11 protein-coding genes are annotated in these 15,965 nt (G+C 69.2%); 5 read left to right on the plus strand and 6 right to left on the minus strand.

Features of this window, described 5'->3' with window-relative positions; genetic code table 11:
• Positions 1 to 3 precede the first annotated feature (3 nt).
• Positions 4 to 1,212 (plus strand): glycosyl transferase, encoded by a 1,209-nt coding sequence (locus IPJ17_01950; protein QQR74380.1) that lies wholly within the window; start codon positions 4 to 6, stop codon positions 1,210 to 1,212.
• A 43-nt stretch (positions 1,213 to 1,255) separates the two neighbouring features.
• On the plus strand, positions 1,256 to 3,109 hold the full coding sequence (locus tag IPJ17_01955) for a sugar phosphorylase (GenBank protein QQR76064.1): 1,854 nt from the start codon (positions 1,256 to 1,258) through the stop codon (positions 3,107 to 3,109).
• A 48-nt stretch (positions 3,110 to 3,157) separates the two neighbouring features.
• Here the strand turns inward: IPJ17_01955 and clcA are convergent, their stop codons facing one another.
• On the minus strand, positions 3,158 to 4,813 hold the full coding sequence (gene clcA / locus IPJ17_01960) for a H(+)/Cl(-) exchange transporter ClcA (GenBank protein ID QQR74381.1): 1,656 nt from the start codon (positions 4,811 to 4,813) through the stop codon (positions 3,158 to 3,160).
• 65 nt (positions 4,814 to 4,878) lie between these two features.
• Between clcA and IPJ17_01965 the strand changes: the two genes are divergently transcribed.
• Complete coding sequence (locus IPJ17_01965; GenBank protein ID QQR74382.1) at positions 4,879 to 6,693, plus strand: SLC13 family permease; 1,815 nt, start codon at positions 4,879 to 4,881, stop codon at positions 6,691 to 6,693.
• 108 nt (positions 6,694 to 6,801) lie between these two features.
• Here IPJ17_01965 and IPJ17_01970 read toward each other — a convergent pair whose 3' ends face one another.
• From IPJ17_01970 to IPJ17_01990, 5 genes are all read right to left on the minus strand, one after another.
• Positions 6,802 to 8,889 (minus strand): S46 family peptidase, encoded by a 2,088-nt coding sequence (locus tag IPJ17_01970; GenBank protein QQR74383.1) that lies wholly within the window; start codon positions 8,887 to 8,889, stop codon positions 6,802 to 6,804.
• A gap of 94 nt (positions 8,890 to 8,983) precedes the next feature.
• The gene (locus IPJ17_01975; protein QQR74384.1) at positions 8,984 to 10,246 is read right to left on the minus strand and encodes an MFS transporter; all 1,263 of its coding nucleotides are present in this window, start codon (positions 10,244 to 10,246) and stop codon (positions 8,984 to 8,986) included.
• A complete protein-coding gene (locus IPJ17_01980) occupies positions 10,243 to 11,781 on the minus strand; it encodes an iron ABC transporter permease (protein QQR74385.1) in 1,539 nt (512 codons plus the stop codon). Before IPJ17_01980 ends, IPJ17_01975 begins: the two co-directional genes overlap by 4 nt.
• 126 nt (positions 11,782 to 11,907) lie before the next feature.
• The gene (locus IPJ17_01985) at positions 11,908 to 12,993 is read right to left on the minus strand and encodes an ABC transporter ATP-binding protein (GenBank protein ID QQR74386.1); all 1,086 of its coding nucleotides are present in this window, start codon (positions 12,991 to 12,993) and stop codon (positions 11,908 to 11,910) included.
• A complete protein-coding gene (locus IPJ17_01990) occupies positions 12,990 to 14,021 on the minus strand; it encodes an extracellular solute-binding protein (GenBank protein QQR74387.1) in 1,032 nt (343 codons plus the stop codon). Before IPJ17_01990 ends, IPJ17_01985 begins: the two co-directional genes overlap by 4 nt.
• Before the next feature lie 383 nt (positions 14,022 to 14,404).
• Here IPJ17_01990 and IPJ17_01995 point away from each other — a divergent pair, with 383 nt between their 5' ends.
• Both IPJ17_01995 and IPJ17_02000 read left to right on the plus strand, forming a co-directional pair.
• Positions 14,405 to 14,770 carry a DUF4339 domain-containing protein gene (locus IPJ17_01995; GenBank protein QQR74388.1) on the plus strand — a complete coding sequence of 122 codons (366 nt, stop codon included), beginning with the start codon at positions 14,405 to 14,407 and terminating at the stop codon, positions 14,768 to 14,770.
• A 341-nt stretch (positions 14,771 to 15,111) separates the two neighbouring features.
• Positions 15,112 to 15,936: a hypothetical protein gene (locus tag IPJ17_02000; protein QQR74389.1), complete on the plus strand. Its 825-nt coding sequence runs from the start codon at positions 15,112 to 15,114 to the stop codon at positions 15,934 to 15,936.
• Positions 15,937 to 15,965 lie beyond the last annotated feature (29 nt).

A 15,965-nucleotide genomic window follows, 5' to 3' on the forward strand; every position in this document is an offset into this window, starting at 1 on the left:
CGAGTGAGCGACTTCCACCAGCCAGGGCTCGTCACGGCGCTGCCTCGCCTTCGCGAGCGGGCGATCGAGGAGCTCGAGAGCGAGATTCGCGCCTTGACCCCGAAGTTCCCAGTAGCCCTGGTGATTCCGATGGTCCCTTCCGAGATGGACCGCCCCGCGCTGACAGGAATCCTCGACGAGCTCTGTTCGGTCGACTACCTCGATACGCTCCTGGTGTCGTTGAATCGTGCTTCCGTCGAGGACTACCACCGCGCCGTGCGATTCTTCGAACGCTACCCGAAGCGCCAGGTCATTCTCTGGAGCGAGTCGCCTTCCGTGCAGGAGTTCCTGGCCCGAATGGAGGCCGCGGGCCTGAGCGTCGGCAGCCCTGGGAAGGGACGGGCATGCTGGCTTGCCATGGGCTTTCTGCTGGCCGAAGAGCGGGCGGACTACTTCGCGTTCTTCGATGCCGACATCGTGAACTTCCGACGCGAGATGCTCGCTCGCTTGGTGCTGCCGGCGCTCGACCCGATCGTCGACTACGACTTCGTGAAGGCCTACTACGCAAGGTTCTCCGATCGCCTCCACGGCCGTGTGACGAGACTTTACGTGGCGCCTCTGCTCTCCGCCTTTCGTCGCCTCATCGGCTCGGACCCGTTCATCCGCTACATGGCGTCCTTTCGTTACCCGCTTTCCGGCGAGTTCGCTGTTCAACGCGACCTGGCCTCCCGGCTTCGCCTGCCTTCCGATTGGGGCCTCGAAATCGTGTCCCTCTTCGAAGCGCTGCGTCACCGCGCACCGGTCCGCATGTGCCAGGTGGAGATCGCCGAGCGATACGACCACAAGCACCAGGACCTCTCACCGGAAGATGCCAACGCGGGGTTGAATCGGATGGCCCGGGACATCGGCACGCACCTGATGCGGACGCTCGCCGCCGCCGGCGTGGTGCTCGCCGGCGGCCTGCTCAACAGCCTTCTCGCGGCGTACCAGCGTGAGGCGGAGGACGCCGTGGCCGACAGCTATGCGGTGGCGATGATCAACGGCCTGCAGTACGACCGGCACGGCGAGGAGATCGCGGTTCAGACCTTCGCCAAGGCGTTGCGAACCGCGACGACCGAGTTTCTCGCCGACCCTGCCGGCCCGCCGCTGGTGCCGAACTGGGCTCGTGTCTGGGCCGGAGTGAAGCAGGCGGGACCGATGCTGATGGCGGCCGTCGCGAAGGGACCCAACTGAGGCCGTGCACGCCCGCCCGTCCCCGAAGGCCAGCGCGACACTCCTGTCTGAGGCGCGGCGCCACCTCCCGGCACCGGACTACACGCGGCCTCTGCTTCAGCTGACCAGCTCCCAACGAGACCGCCTGTTGACGGTTCTCGTGTCGCTTTACGGCGACGAGGTTGCTTCTCGGTGTTTTCCCGAGCTGCTTCGCCTCATGCGGTCCTACTACGCACACAAGACGCCGGAGATGAATGCTGCGGAGCGCGAGTTCGATCCGTGTTCCCGGTTCGACGAGCGCGACGTCGTCCTCATCACCTATGGAGACCTTCTCGCGAGCCCGGGCCGCCGTCCCCTCGAGGCGCTCGACGAGGTGCTCTCGCGCAGGTTCCCGGGGACCTTCAACACGATCCACCTGCTGCCCTTCTTTCCCTATTCGTCCGACCGCGGATTCGCCGTCGTGGACTTTCAGGAGGTCGATCCACGACTCGGCTCGTGGGAGGACATCGAACGCCTTGGCGAGCGATTCCGGCTGATGTTCGACGGCGTCTTCAACCACGTTTCGTCGAAGAGCCGCTGGTTTCAGCGCTTCCTCAACTGCCGACCGGGCTACGAGGAGTACTTCGTCTCCTTCTCGACGAAGGAGGCGATCTCGCCGGACCATCTCCGCCTCATTCAACGGCCGAGAACGACGGATCTGCTGACACCGTTCCACACCATGGAGGGCGTCAAGTGGGTGTGGACGACGTTCGGCCCCGACCAGGTGGACCTCAATTTCCGCAATCCGGAGGTTCTGCTGCGGGTTGTCGAGGTCTTGCTGCTCTACGTCCGCCGTGGCGCCGACATCGTTCGCCTCGACGCGGTCTCGTACATCTGGCGCCAACTCGGCACGGATTGCGCTCATCTCGCACAGGCCCACGCGCTCGTCCAGCTCTTCCGCTCGATCCTGGACGTCGTCGCCCCGCGAGTGGCGCTCATCTCCGAGGCGAACGCTCCGCACGAAGCCAACCTCGCGTACTTCGGCGACGGGTGGAACGAGTCGCAGCTGCTCTACAACTTCGCGCTCCCGCCATTGACCTTGCACACGTTCCTGACCGGCGATGCTTCGCATCTCAGCCGCTGGGCTGAGACGCTCGCAACACCGACGAAGGCGACCGCATTCTTCAACTTCCTCGACTCCCACGACGGGATCGGACTGCAGGGAGCCAGGGGAATCCTGAGCGCGGAAGAGACGGACGCCATGATTCGCCGTGTCGAAGAGGCCGGCGGCCTGGTCTCGTATCGCAGCGACGGCACCGGTGCCAGCAGGCCCTACGAGCTGAATGTCACCTGGTACAGCGCGCTCAACCGCGAGGACGCCGGCGAGGACGAAGCCCTCCAGATCTCCCGCTTCATCGCCTCGCGCTCCATCGCGCTGGCACTCGCCGGGGTGCCGGGCGTCTACCTGCCGAGCCTCTTCGGTTCGAAGAACGACATCGACGCGGTCCGCTCGGGCGAGGGGAGCCGGGCGATCAACCGCGACACGATCGACCTGCCGATGCTCGAACAGATGCTGGGCGACGAGCGGACCTGGGTCGCGAAGGTGGCGCGGCGCTTCGAGCAACTGGTCCGGACCCGCATTGCCACGGCGGCCTTCCATCCTGCGGCCTCGCAACAGATCCTCACCGGCCACCGACATGTCTTCGCCATCCTGCGGGTGCCGGCGGCGGGCGACTGCGTGCTCGCGCTGACCAACGTGACCGAACGGAGACAACGTTTCCGCTGCTCGCGGACCCGACTCGGCAGGTTCGCCGCACGCTGGAGGGACCTGCTCTCGGAGGCCGAGGTGACGACGACACCTGCCGGCATCGAAGTCACCCTCGCCCCCTATGCCGTGCTCTGGTTGTCTCCCGCCAACCGAGCCGCCCGCGAGGGATGAAGGTCCAAGGCGCGGCCGGTCGTTGCGATTCGACCGGCAGACGGCGGGTCAGTGACCGCCTTCCACTCCAACCCCGATTCGCAAGGCTCCGACCGCGCTCTCCGCTTGCGGCGCCACCACCACCTGCAGCCGGTCGCCGGTGAGGAGCTTGGTCCCCCCTGTCACCACGACCGACCGCCCACGTCGCTCGAGAGCGACGATGAGACAGCCGGCCGGAAGTCCGAGCTCGGCCACGCGCCTGCCGGCGAACGGCGCATCGGGAAGCACGTCGAGCTCGAGCATGAGCGCGCCTTCGAGGACCTCGGTCTCCCCGGTCCGGCGCAGCTCGCGATCCAGAAGTGAATCGTAGATCGGCGCTTCGCCGAGCCGCTCGGTCACCCATTGGGCCGCGAAGCTCGCGGCCAGCAACGGCAGCATGAGGCTGTAGCTGTCGGTCATCTCCAGCATCAGGACGATCCCGGTGAGAGGTGCTCGCACGGTACCCGCGAAAAGCGCCGCCATTCCCGCCACCGCCCACGCCCTCGGCTCACCGACGAGAGCGGGAAGGAGCCCGGCAGCGGCGACACCGGCCGCCAATCCCGCCTGGGAGCCGAGCACCAGGAGAGGGGCGAAAATACCCCCCGGTGCTCCCGTGCCGTAGCTCGACAGCGTCAGTACGAAACGCACGGCGAGCGTCAGCAAGAGCGCTCCGACCAGACCTTTGCCGGACAAAGCGCGCTCGACCATCGCGCCGCCACCGCCGATCAACCCCGGAGCGTCCCACGCCACGAGGGCGAGCGCGCCACCGACTGCCGCCGCGACGCCGAGCCGCCATTTCGGCGCGACGCCATCGACCAGGTGGAGCGTGGCGAGCAGTCCACGATTGAAGAGGACTGCCAGAATCCCCACGAGCGCTCCGAGCACGAGAAAAAGCGGCAATGCAGCAACGGGGGGAGCCGCGATCGGCGAAGTGTGGAACACGGCGCTCTGCCCGAACAAGAGGCGGCTCACCGCGTCGGCCACGACACAGGCGACAAAGGTGCTGCTGAAGACACCCGGAGCGAAGTTCTTCTGAATCTCCTCGAGCACGAACATCATCCCGGCCAGCGGAGCATTGAACGCTGCTGCCAACCCGGCGCCGGCTCCCGAGGCGATGAGCACGCCACGCTCGTGACTCGAGCTCGGCAGCCAGCGCGCGACGAGCCTTCCGATGGCGCCGCCCATCTGAATCGTCGGCCCCTCGCGCCCGAGCGCGAGACCGGAGGCGATGGCACTGACGCCGCCGACGAACTTGACCACGAGGAGGCGTCCGCCCGACATCGGACGCAGGCGATGGAGGACGGCCTTGAGCTGCGGAATCCCGCTTCCGGCGGCGGACGGCTCGAACCGCCGGACCAGCCACACGGCGAAGCAGGCGCCCGAGGCCCCGAGCAACACCGTCCCCATCAGCCCGGCAAGACCGAAGGCGTGGAGCCGATGGAGCAGCAGTGTCCTTCCATCTTCCGCGCGCTCGATCCCTGCCCGAAAGAGCGAGGCCACGAGACCGGCGACGACCCCGACGGCGATGGCACGGGGAAAGAGCCGGCGGCGGCGTTCGTGTCTACGCCGGAGCTGGTCGAGAAGGTGCCGAGCCGAACGCGCTGGCCGAGATCCTTCCCTGCTGCGAGTCTCGCTAGGCTCCACACGGCCATCGTACCGCGCTCGGTCAGGGCTAGCTCGAGCCATGCGGGCCGGCTGCCTCGCGCGCGCGGCGTGTAGGATGGCAGACGCCCTTTTCCAACGGTGTCCACATGCCCGAGCCGCACGCCTTTGCCGTTCTCGCCGTGGCCGCCACCGCGTTCTATCTCTACACCCGGCCACGGCTTCGCGCGGAGCTCGTCTCGCTCGCGCTCCTGCTGGCGCTGATCGTCATCTTTCATCTCTTCCCGCACGCTGGCGCCGCATCCCGAATGACCGACACCGAAGTCCTCCAGGCTTTCGGTCACCCGGCATTGGTCGCCATCTGCTCGCTGATGATTCTCGCGCGCGGTCTCACGATGACGGGCGCCATGGAGCCGGCCATGCGCTGGCTCGCTCGAGTCTGGGGCTGGAGCCGGCCCATCGGGCTGCTGGTCACGCTCCTGCTCACTGGCGCCGCCAGCGCCTTCGTCAACGACACGCCGGTGCTGGTGTTGGCGCTGCCGATGCTGCTCGGACTGGCGGAGCGCGTCGGGTACCCGGCCTCGAAGACTCTGATGCCGGTGAACTTCGGCATCCTCGCCGGCGGCATGCTGACCAGCGTCGGCACGTCGACGAACCTCCTCGTCCTGTCGATCGCCGCCGACCTCGGCATGCGTCCGATGGGGATCTTCGACTTCTCTTCGACCGCGCTCGGGGCCTTCGCGGTCGCTCTGCCCTACCTCTGGCTCGTCGCTCCGCGTCTCCTTCCCGCCAATCCGACGACCAGCGTGAGCTCGGGTCGGCTCTTCGACACCCAACTGGTGCTCGACGCGAGCTCCACACGGCTGCTCGGGCGCACTCCCGCCGAGCTCGAGAAGATGCTGGGACGAGCGCTCCCGCTCACCGGGTTTCTTCGCGGCGGGCAGGTGCAGGCGGTGGACGCCGGGGGCAAGCTCTCGCCGGGTGACGTCCTTCTCCTGCGCGACACACCCGGTGGGCTTCGCGAGCTCGCCTCCACATTCCAGGTTCAGCTCTTCGACCGTGAAGGGGTGGGACGCTTCGTCGAGGCGGACACCGCACAAGGCGATTCGTTCCTCGCCGAGGTCGTCATCGATAGCGAATCCTCCCTGGTCGGTCGATCGCTGCGCCATGCGCGTTTCGCGGAGAGCCACCACGTCGTGGCGATCGGTTTTCGGGGCGGCGTCGAAGGCCTGCTCCGCGACGGTCGGGGCCTCGCGGACAAGACACTCGCCGCCGGCGATGTGCTGCTCGTCCAGGGACGAAAGGAGCGGCTTGCCGAGCTGCGCTCCACGCCCGGCCTGCTCCTTCTCGACAGCAGCACGCCGATGCCGCGCTCACCGTTGGCGCCCTGGGCTCTCGGGATCATGGCGGCGGTCGTCCTCGCCGCGGCGGGCAAGTGGCTGCCGATTCACGTCGCAGCCTTCCTCGGCGTGGTCGCCATGCTGCTTACCGGGTGCGTCAAGCTCGAAGGCCTCGGACGGGCGATCAGCCTCGAGGTGGTCCTCCTCGTGGCGTCGAGCGTGGCTCTCGGTCAGAGCCTGGTGCATACGGGAGCTGCGGCCTGGGTCGCAGGCGGGGTCGCGGCGCTAGCGATGCACGTTCCGCCGGCCGCTCAGGTTGCCCTCTTCATGGCTTTCGCTGCACTGCTCACGAACTTCGTTTCCAACAGCGCGGCAGCGGCCGTCGGAACTCCGATCGCCGTGGCGACCGCGGTTCAACTCGGGAGCCCACTCGAGCCCTTCGTTCTCGCCATTCTCTTCGGCGCCAACCTGAGCTATGCGACGCCGATGGCCTACCAGACCAACCTGTTGGTCATGAGTGCCGCCCGCTACACCTTCCGGGATTTCCTGCGGGTCGGAACACCCCTGGTGGTGCTCATGCTCGCGACGCTCTCGCTTCTTCTCGCGCGCCGCTACGGTCTCTGAGGTCGACCGCGCCTTCGTGCCGCGAGCACGCCGCTCGGCCGACGCCCCTCGGGTCGTGAGCTCGCACCTTCGGGGCGGGCGGCCGATTGCCTTGGGAGGGGTATCGCCTCAGCGCTTGCCGGTCTCGAGCTCCTTGGCGAGGTGGGCTGCGGGGTAGACCTTCCGCAGGGTCTCGAGGATGGCGCGGGCGTCGACGCAGATGGCGCGCGCTTCCTTGTCGGTGTAGACGAAGCGGTTCGGGATGTTCTGCAGGTTGCCGTCGAAGACGATGCCGACGAACTCGCCGTTGCGGTTGACGACCGGGCTCCCCGAGTTGCCGCCGATGATGTCGTGGGTGGTGACGAAGTCGGCGGGAGTGTTCGGGTCGATCTTGTCCTTTGCCTTGACCAGCGCCGGCGGCAGGTCGAACGGCTCCTTGCCGCCGTACTTGGCCGAGCGCTCGAAGTAGCCGCCCAGCTTCGTCGCCCACGGCAGCGCCACGCCGTTGTCCTCGTAGCCCTTGACCGGCGCGTACGAGATGCGGAGCGAGAAGGTGGCGTCCGGGTAGACGTCGCGGCCGTTGACGGCGAAGAAGGTCTCGGCGATCTTGGCGCCGGCCAGGCGCGTCACCCCGTCGATCTCGCGGTCGGTGCGGTCCCGCGCCTCGCGCCAGAGCGGCTCAAACTGCTGCATCAGCTCGATCATCGGGTCGTGCGCGGCGGCGATCGCCGCGGCACCGCCCTCGGCGAGCTTCTGGCGCACCGCGAGGTCGCCGAGCCGAGTGCCGGCCACCGCCTTCTGCGCGACCTCCTCCGGCGTCGAGTCGCCGATCACCTTGCGGATCACCGGGTGGACCGGGCCGAGTTGGGTGGCCAGCAGGCGCAGCGCGTAGCCGAGGCGATAGGCCTCGAAATCGGGGTAGATCGGCGCCGTCGAAGCGAGGCGCTGGTAGACCTGCGGCAGCGCCGTGTCGCGGTACTCGCGCAGCCGCTCGCCGCTCGGCTTGCCCTTCTCCTCCGCCAGGCGGATCAGGGTCCGTGCATAGCCGCCGAGCGCGCTCGCGCTCGACAGGCCGCGGTCGAGCAGCATCGTGCGGGCGAACTGGCTGCGGTCCTTGGCGAGCGCCGCGTCGATCTCCTTCCACGGATCGCCGATGCGGGCGGCGAGCGCCGGATCCTTGGCGACGGCGTCGCGCAGCGACTTCTCTTCGGCCGCCTTCTTGGCCATCACCGCCGGGTCGAGCAGGCCCGAGAGGAAGCCCGAGGTCGCCTTGATCGAGTTCTCCACGCCGTCGAGCGCCTCGCGTGCCAGGCGGTCCTGTTCGACGCCCCGCATGCCGTACTCGTAGAGACGTGCCCGGCTGTAGTCGAGCCAGGAGAGCGTCAGCGGGTAGACGACGTCGCGCAGGTATTCGAGCTGCGCCATCGTCTGCAAGCGCCCGGTCGAGCCGGGGTTGCCGACCAGGAAGGTGACGTCGCCCTCCTTCACCCCGGTCGCGCTCCACTTGAGGAAGTGCTGCGGGTGGTACGGCTTGCCGTCGACGTAGACGCGGAAGAGGCTGAAGTCCATCGAGTAGCGCGGGTACTCGAAGTTGTCGTTGTCGCCGCCGAACTGCGCAAGCTGCGCCTCCGGCGCGAAGGCCAGGCGCACGTCGGTGAACTTGCGGAATTGGTAGAGGTCGTACTCGCCGCCCTGGTAGAGCGTGACCATGTCGCAGCGCAGCTTGGTGCGCTCCGAGCACTCCTTCTCGAGCTCGGCCATCACCGCGCGCCGTGCCGCGGCCGCCGCCCCGGGATCGAGTCCCGGCTTCTCGACTGCGCGCACCTTGTCGGTGACCCGCTCGATCCCCTCGAGCACGTTGATTTCGAGCGCCGGACAGGTGATCTCCTGCTCCGGCGTCGCGGCGACGAAGCCGTCGCGCATGATGTTGCGCTCGGCCGTCGAGAGGTCGCCGATGCAGCCGGCGCCGACGTGGTGGTTGGTGATCACCAGGCCGTCGGCCGAAACGAACGAAGCGCTGCCGCCGCCACCGTGCCGCACCGAGGCGAGGCGGAGATGATCGAGCAGCTCCTGGCTCGGGCGAAAGCCGTACGCCTTCTCGAAACGCTCGAAGGGGAAGCCGTTGAAGGTCCACATGCCCTCGTCGCCTCGTACCGGCCCCGCGAGGGCCGGCAAGACGAGCAGGGCGGCGAGCGTGAACGTGCGCGTCGACCGCATGGGGAATCTCCTCGTGAAGGAAAGCGAAGGGGAACAGCCCGCGACCGGGCTGCCCGGACCGTGGAACCGCCCGGCGAACGCTCGCCGGGGGCGATCAGGAAGGAGCTTCAGGGCTCACCTCGGGCACCGGGACGACCACCGGCTCCGGCTGGCGCGAGATCCGCACGGCGAACACCCAGAGCCCCGCGGAAAGCAGCGCCGAGATCCAGAACGGCGCCGACGGCGCGAGATGCTCGAACGCCGCGCCGGCCCACATCGGGCCGACCATCCGGGCGATCCCGCCGAAGGCCTGCTGCACGCCCATCGTCTGGCCGACCTCCTCGCGGTCGGCGACCCGCGAGACGAGCGAGGTGGTCGACGGGAAGAGCAGCGCGGTGCCGACGGGGATCAACACCACCACCACGCCGAAGAGCGGAATGCTCGGTGCGAGCGGCATCAACGCGAAGCCGAGGGCGAGCGAGAGGATCCCGAGCTGCAAGACCCGCGGCTCGCCGAAGCGCGCCACCGCCGGACCGAGCACGAGGCTCCGCATCACCAGGGAGACGGCGCCGACGAAGGTGTAGAAGTAGCCGATCGACTTCTCGGTGACGCCGAAGCGGTGCTGCAGGTAGAGCGCCAGCACGGCGTTCATCGCCATGAACGCCATCATGCCGAGGGCATAGATCCAGATGAGGGAGGGCGCCGGCCGCCCCGGATGGGCGAGCACCGCGCTCATCATCCGGCGGATCGAGCGCTTCGCCGGCGCTTCTCCCTTGCCCACCGAGCGCTCCGGCTCGGGCAGGTAGAAGAAGCCGAAGGTGACGTTGGCGACACAGAGCCCCGCCGCCACCAGCCCCGGCGCCGCCGGGCCGAGCGTCGCGGCGAGCGAGCCGATCGCCGGGCCGATCATCACGCCGGCCGACGTCGCCGCGGTGATCCAGCCGAGCGCCTTGGCACGCTCCTCGGGCGCCACCGAATCGCTGACGTAGGCCTGCACCACCCCCGTCGTCCCGGTGCCGGCCCCCTGCACCAGGCGCGAGACGAAGAGCACGGCGAGCAGGACGCTCGGCGACAACGCGTCGGTCGCCCGCTCGGCGCAGGCGAGCGCGAAGAGCAGGTAGGCGAGCGTCGAGACGGCGAGGCCACCGAGGATCGTCGGCCGTCGCCCGATGCGGTCCGAGAGGCGGCCCCAGAGCGGTGCGGTCGAGAGCTGCGCGACGGCGAACGCCGAGACCATCAGCCCCACGACCACCGCGTCGGCACCGAGCCGCGTCGCGTAGAACGGCAGGAGCGGCAGGACCATCAGGAAGCCGAGCATGTCCACGAAGCAGGTGGCCATGAGGAACGACAGGCGCCCGAGCGCCGAACCCTGATTCATCCGCCGCTCCCCTGCTCCTGCCCGAAGAGCAGGAAGGCCACCGCCGAGGCGGCGGCGAGCAGCACGCCGTAAGCGGCCGCGACACCGGTCTCCTGCAGGCGCAATGCCGAGAGGATCTCGATCGAGATCGGTCGTGTCTCGTAGCCGTAGAGAACGATCGACAGGACGAAGTCGCCGAGCGCGGCGAGCAGGGCGAGGCTCGCTCCGGCGGCCAGCGCCGGAGCGATCGCCGGCAGGGTGACGCGGCGGAAGATCCTCGCCGGCGAGGCGCCGAGCGAGGAGGCCGCCTCGGCGAGCGACGGATCGAGGCGCCGAAGCCCCGTGAGCGCCGCACCACCGGTGACCGGCAGGGCCCGCACGAGGTAGGCGAGCGGCAGGATCCACGGCGTGCCGATGAGGAGGAAACGAAGCGTCAGGGGCGAGTTGACGCTGAAGGTCGTGGCCAGGGCGAAGGCGAACGCCGTTCCGGGTACCGCCCAGGGGAGCGCCATCAGCCACTCGAGCACGGAGCCGAGCCGCCCCCGTCGCATCACCGCCACCTGCGCCACGGCGAGCCCGAGAGCGAGCGCCCCGGCGGTCGCCACGGCAGCCATCCAGAGCGAGTTGACGACCGGCCGCAGGCGCTCCGCTGACGAGACGAGCGCCGCGTAGTTGCCGATGGCGAACACCGGCGGAAAGGCCTCGGTCGTCCAGCTCCCCGGCGGCACGAAGGAAAGCAACAGCAGCGTCGCATGCGGCGCGAGCAGCAGCAGGGCGAGCGCCCAGCCGCCGACGGCCGCGGCCACGCGCACGGCACGACGCGGCGAACGGCGTGGAGCCGGCGGCGTCCCGTGCTGACCGACCGGTCGGTCGCGCCGCCGGTCGAGACGGCGAGCCACCCAGAGCCCGCCGAGCGCCGCGGCGACGAGCAGCGCGGTCTCCCCCTCGGCGTGCTCGAGGTCGCCGTTCTGCTTGGAGGAGAGGATCTGAGTCGTCATCACGCGGAACGAGCCCCCGAACAGATACGGCGCCGAAAACGAGCCGAGCGAGGTCATGAAGACCAGGACGGCGGCGCCGGCCAGGGCCGGACCGAGCGCTGGAAGGGTGATACGCACCAGCGTGCGAAACCTCCCGGCTCCGAGCACGGCGGCCGCTTCGGCGAGCGACGGATCCTCCCGCAGCAGGGCGGCGCGGGTGAACAGGTAGAAGTAGACGTACATCGAGTAGGCGTGGACGAGGAGGATCGCCCCCGGCCCGGTGAGGCGCCAGGGCGCCCCCGCCAGCCCGAGGAGCCCCTGCACCGCCCGCGCCGCGAGGCCGCTCTCGCCGTAGAGGTAGAGGAAGGCGATCACCCCGACGAGCGGCGGCAACGCGACCGGCAGCGCCACGAGCGCGGCGAGCGCCCGCCGCCCGGGGAACTCGTGACGCGTGAAGAGGAAGGCGAGCGGCACGCCGAGCGCCGCCGAGAGCGCCACCGAGGCCAGCGAGATCCAGAGACTGCGGCCGAGCGCGGCGAGCTCGTCGGGGCGCGCCAGCACCTCGCCGAGGCGGGCCAAGGAAGCCGAGCACCCCTCCCGGCGACGGCCCCGCGAGCGCCGCGGCAAAGGTCACCGCCAGCGGATAGCCGACCAGCCAGGCGAGCAGAACCGCGAGCCCGGCGCCGACGAGCAGGGCGCGACGGCTCATCGCTCGTCTCGCGCGAAGAGGCGCGGCGCCGCCGCTTCGGCGGCGAAGGCGACCCCGACCCGGTCGCCCTCGGCAGCGGCGCGGGCGCCCATCAGCGCTTCCACCTCGCCACCCTGGTCGAGGGCGACGGTGTAGAAGGTCCCGAGGCCGGCGAAGCGGCGATCGATCACCCGGCCGGGAAGGGTCGACGGTGAGCCTTCCGGACGGAGCTGCAGCCCTTCGGGCCGCACCACGACGTCGACCGTCGCGCCGGGCAGCAGCGGCTCGAGCGCCGCGCCGCCGATCTCGATCTCGCCGGCGAGCGGGCCGGCGAGCCGCACCCAGCAGTGGCTCCCCTCGACCGCCACGACCTCGCCGGTGAGGCGGCTCGAGCGCCCGACGAAGGTGGCGACGAAGCGGGTCGCCGGCTCGCGGTAGAGCTCCTCGGGGCGGCCGACCTGGTCGAGGCGCCCGGTGTGCAGCACCGCGACGCGATCGCCGAGATCGAACGCCTCTTCCTGTTCGTGGGTGACCAGCACGGTGGTGATCCCCACCTGGCGGATGGTGCGCTTGAGCTGACGCCGCGTCCGCTCGCGCAGCGCCGGGTCGAGGTTCGAGAGCGGCTCGTCGAGCAGCAGCAGGCGCGGCTCCGGGGCGAGGGCGCGGGCGAGCGCCACCCGCTGTTGCTGGCCGCCCGAGAGCTCGCCGATGCGTCGCCCCTCGTAGCCGGAGAGGCCGACGAGCGCGAGCGCCTCGCGCACCCGCTCGGCGAGGTCGGCGCGCGAGAGGCCGCGCGTCTCGAGCCCGAAGGAGACGTTGCCGGCGACCGACAGGTGCGGAAAGAGGGCGTAGTGCTGGAAGACCATGCCGACGCTGCGCTTGGCCGGCGGCAGGCGGGAGACGTCGTCGCCATCGAAGGCGATGGTGCCGGTGTCGGCGCGATCGAAGCCGGCGAGCAGGCGCAGGAGCGTCGTCTTGCCGCTCCCCGACGGACCGAGGAGGGCGAGGATCTCGCCCCGGGCGACCGAGAGCGAGATGTCGCGCAGCACCTCGACGCCGCCGAAACGCTTCTCGAGGCCGGAGATCTCGACGGCGACGCTCATCGGTCGCCCCCGTGGCCGCGGACCGTGCGGTCCCAGGTCGCCATCCAGCCCTGGATCTCGCGCGCCACGAGCTTGCCGTCGACCTCGGCCGGTCGCATCTCGGCGAGCGCCTCGCGCGCCCAGGCCGGCAGCGCCTCGGGCGGCAGGTCGGTGCGCGCCGGAATGCGGAAGACCTGTTCGGCGGCGAGCCGCTGGGCCTCGAGGCCACCCACCCATTCGACGAAGCCGCGCGCCGCCTCGGCATGCGGCGCCCCGGCGACGAGGGCGATCGCGTCGTCGATCACCGGCGTGCCGGAGGAGGCGAAGCGGTAGCCGAACGGCGCACCGCGACGCCGCTCGAGCAGCGTGTCGGTGAGCTCCCAGATGGTCACCGCTCCCTCCTGGCGCAGGAGCTTCTCGTGCAACAGCGCGGGGTTGGCGACGTACTCCTTGGTCTGCGCATCGAGCCGGGCGAGCCAGGCGAAGCCGCGATCGGTCGAGCCGGTTTCCGCAAGCGAGCGGGCGAGCACCATGCCGAAGACGGTGCGCAGCACGCCGGAGGCCATCGGGTCGCGGATCAGCAGCCGCCCCTTCCACTGCGGGTCGAGCAGGGCGTCCCAGTCGGCCGGCGCCTCCGCCGCGGAGACCGCGGCCGAATTGAAGACGAGGACCGGCAGGGTACGGAAGACGCCGAAGTAGAGATCGCCGTCGCCGCGTGACGTCGCCGGGATCGCTCCCGCCCAGCTCGGGCGATACGGCGCCAGCAGGCCGTCGGCGGCGGCGCGGGCAAAGAGCGTCGCCGGCGCGCCGAACCAGACGTCGGCCTGCGGATTGGCGCGTTCGGAACGCAGCCGGTCGACCACCTCCTGTGAACCCATGTCGAGCCAGCGCACGTCGACCTCCGGGTGCGCCTGCTCGTAGGTGCTCTCGAAGAGCTGGAGGAGATCGCGGCCGTGCGGCGAGTAGACGACGACGGGGGTCCGCGCGTCGTGGCAGGCGGCAGAGAGCGACAGGGCGAGAACGAGAAGGGAACGGTGGCGCGTCGTCATGGGGTGTGGAGCTCGCGGCATTGACCGACCATCCTGGCACGAACCGCCCGGCGGGTCCGTGGAATGCGCACGGCGAGCGCCCGACTCTAGCCCGGATTTCTCACCCCGTTCCATCGCGAGGCGGCGCAGATGGCTGTGGCTGCAAGGCGCCGCGACCGAGGCCGGCGCAGGCGTACTGGGCAGTACGTCGAGCCGGCCGACCGAGCGCAACGCTGCAGACGCGGCCAGATGCGACGCCGCAGCAGGAGCGGGGTGAGAAATGCGGGCTAGCCCGAAGGCACTGCGATCCGGAGGCTCCCTTTCGGGCTCCCCGCGTCGGACTTGCGCCGACCCGACCCCTCAGGTACAGAATCGCCGGGTCGACTTCGAGGAGTGACGCTGCCGTGCCCTGGTACTACGAACGCAAAGGACAGGCGATCGGGCCGTTCGACGACGCCGAGATGATCCGACTCGCCGACTCCGGAAGGATCGACGCGATCAGCCTGCTGAGCAACGACGGCGGTTCGACCTGGATGTCGGCCCGCGAGGCCGCGCCGCTCTTCGGCCTGGCGCCGGAGCGCATCCACTCCGGCGACGCGGGACCGATCGCCCGCTGCTCCCGCTGCGCCACCCCGCTGCCGCCCGACGACCCGATCCCGGTCGACGGCGAGCTGCTCTGCCCCCGCTGCCGCGCCCGCCAACCGGCCAAGCCCGCCGCACCGCCCAGCCTCTGGCAGCGCCTCCGCGCGCTCTTCGGCGGCTCGCGCTGAGGGAATTCTGAGAAGCAATCCCTCTCTCGAAGCCTCGGGGGTCTAGGGAGCAAGCGCTTTTCGGACTCGCCGGACGGTCCCATCTTTCAGCTGACGGCGTCTACCCAATCTGGGCGCCACGGCCCCCCGCCAGGATCGAATCGGTATCCGGAAGGAACCCAGGACCGCGGTCCCGGCACATCAGCGAAGGACCACGGTTCCTGGATTGGGCTTTCGCGCGCGCATGGCCCATGGTCGCTCGCACGAGAAATGAAAAACGCATCACGGCACATCTATACTCTCCGGGTTGAACGACGGCTCGCGGGAACGGGAATCGATCGACAACAAGGGGGGCGGATCGAATGGAAGTCATCAACATCCTGATCGGAGCACTCGGCCTGATTGCGATGCTCGCGCTGTGGTGGATCGACAGGTCCCGACGGATTCAGGTGAAACGGATCACGACTCAGAAGGACCCCGACCTGACCAAGGTACTGGAGCTCTACGGTCGACTGTTTCCACCAGATCTTGGCAACTACACCATGGCGGACATGGAAGCACTCCTCGTCGACGAGTTCGGCAAGGAACAGCGCCGCCATGTTCCCGAGACCCATTTCGTCCTAGCCGGAAAGCTCCACGGCGATGTCGTGTCCTTCTTGTTCTGCCACTACTATCCGAATCGCCGCAAGGCGATCGTCAGTTACATGGGCAGCGACAAGGACGCGAAAGAGGCTCGCGGGCGCGCCGTCGATTCGTTGGTCCGACGCCTGGTCCGCCATCTTACCGACCAATCGCCGCCGTGTACTCTCTTGCTCTTTGAATGCGATCGCCCGATTCCAGGCCTTGACCCGGCAGAGCAGCGCGAGCGGGAGGCACGCCCTTTTCTTTTCAAGCGAACAGCAAAGGACCTCGGATACCGCTCATTCCAGTTGCCGGTGGACTTCCATCAACCCAAGTTGAATCTCGAAACCCCCGAGTACGGAGCTCCCCTCGTGCTCGTGACCATCCTCATGGGAACGCCGATGACCGCAGCAATTGAGGATGAAGAGGCTCTCACCGCTGCGACTCTGGACTTCTTGCTCTTCGACGCTTACGGAGACTACTACTCACCCGACGACCCGCGGCACGAGGAGTACCAGGCCTACCTTCGCGAGCAACGAGCCCGCTACCTCGCCAGAGTCTCGTAGCCGTCCGACAACGCACAGCAACATCGGAC

Source organism: Holophagales bacterium, assembly GCA_016699405.1.
GTDB lineage: Bacteria > Acidobacteriota > Thermoanaerobaculia > Multivoradales > JAGPDF01 > JAAYLR01.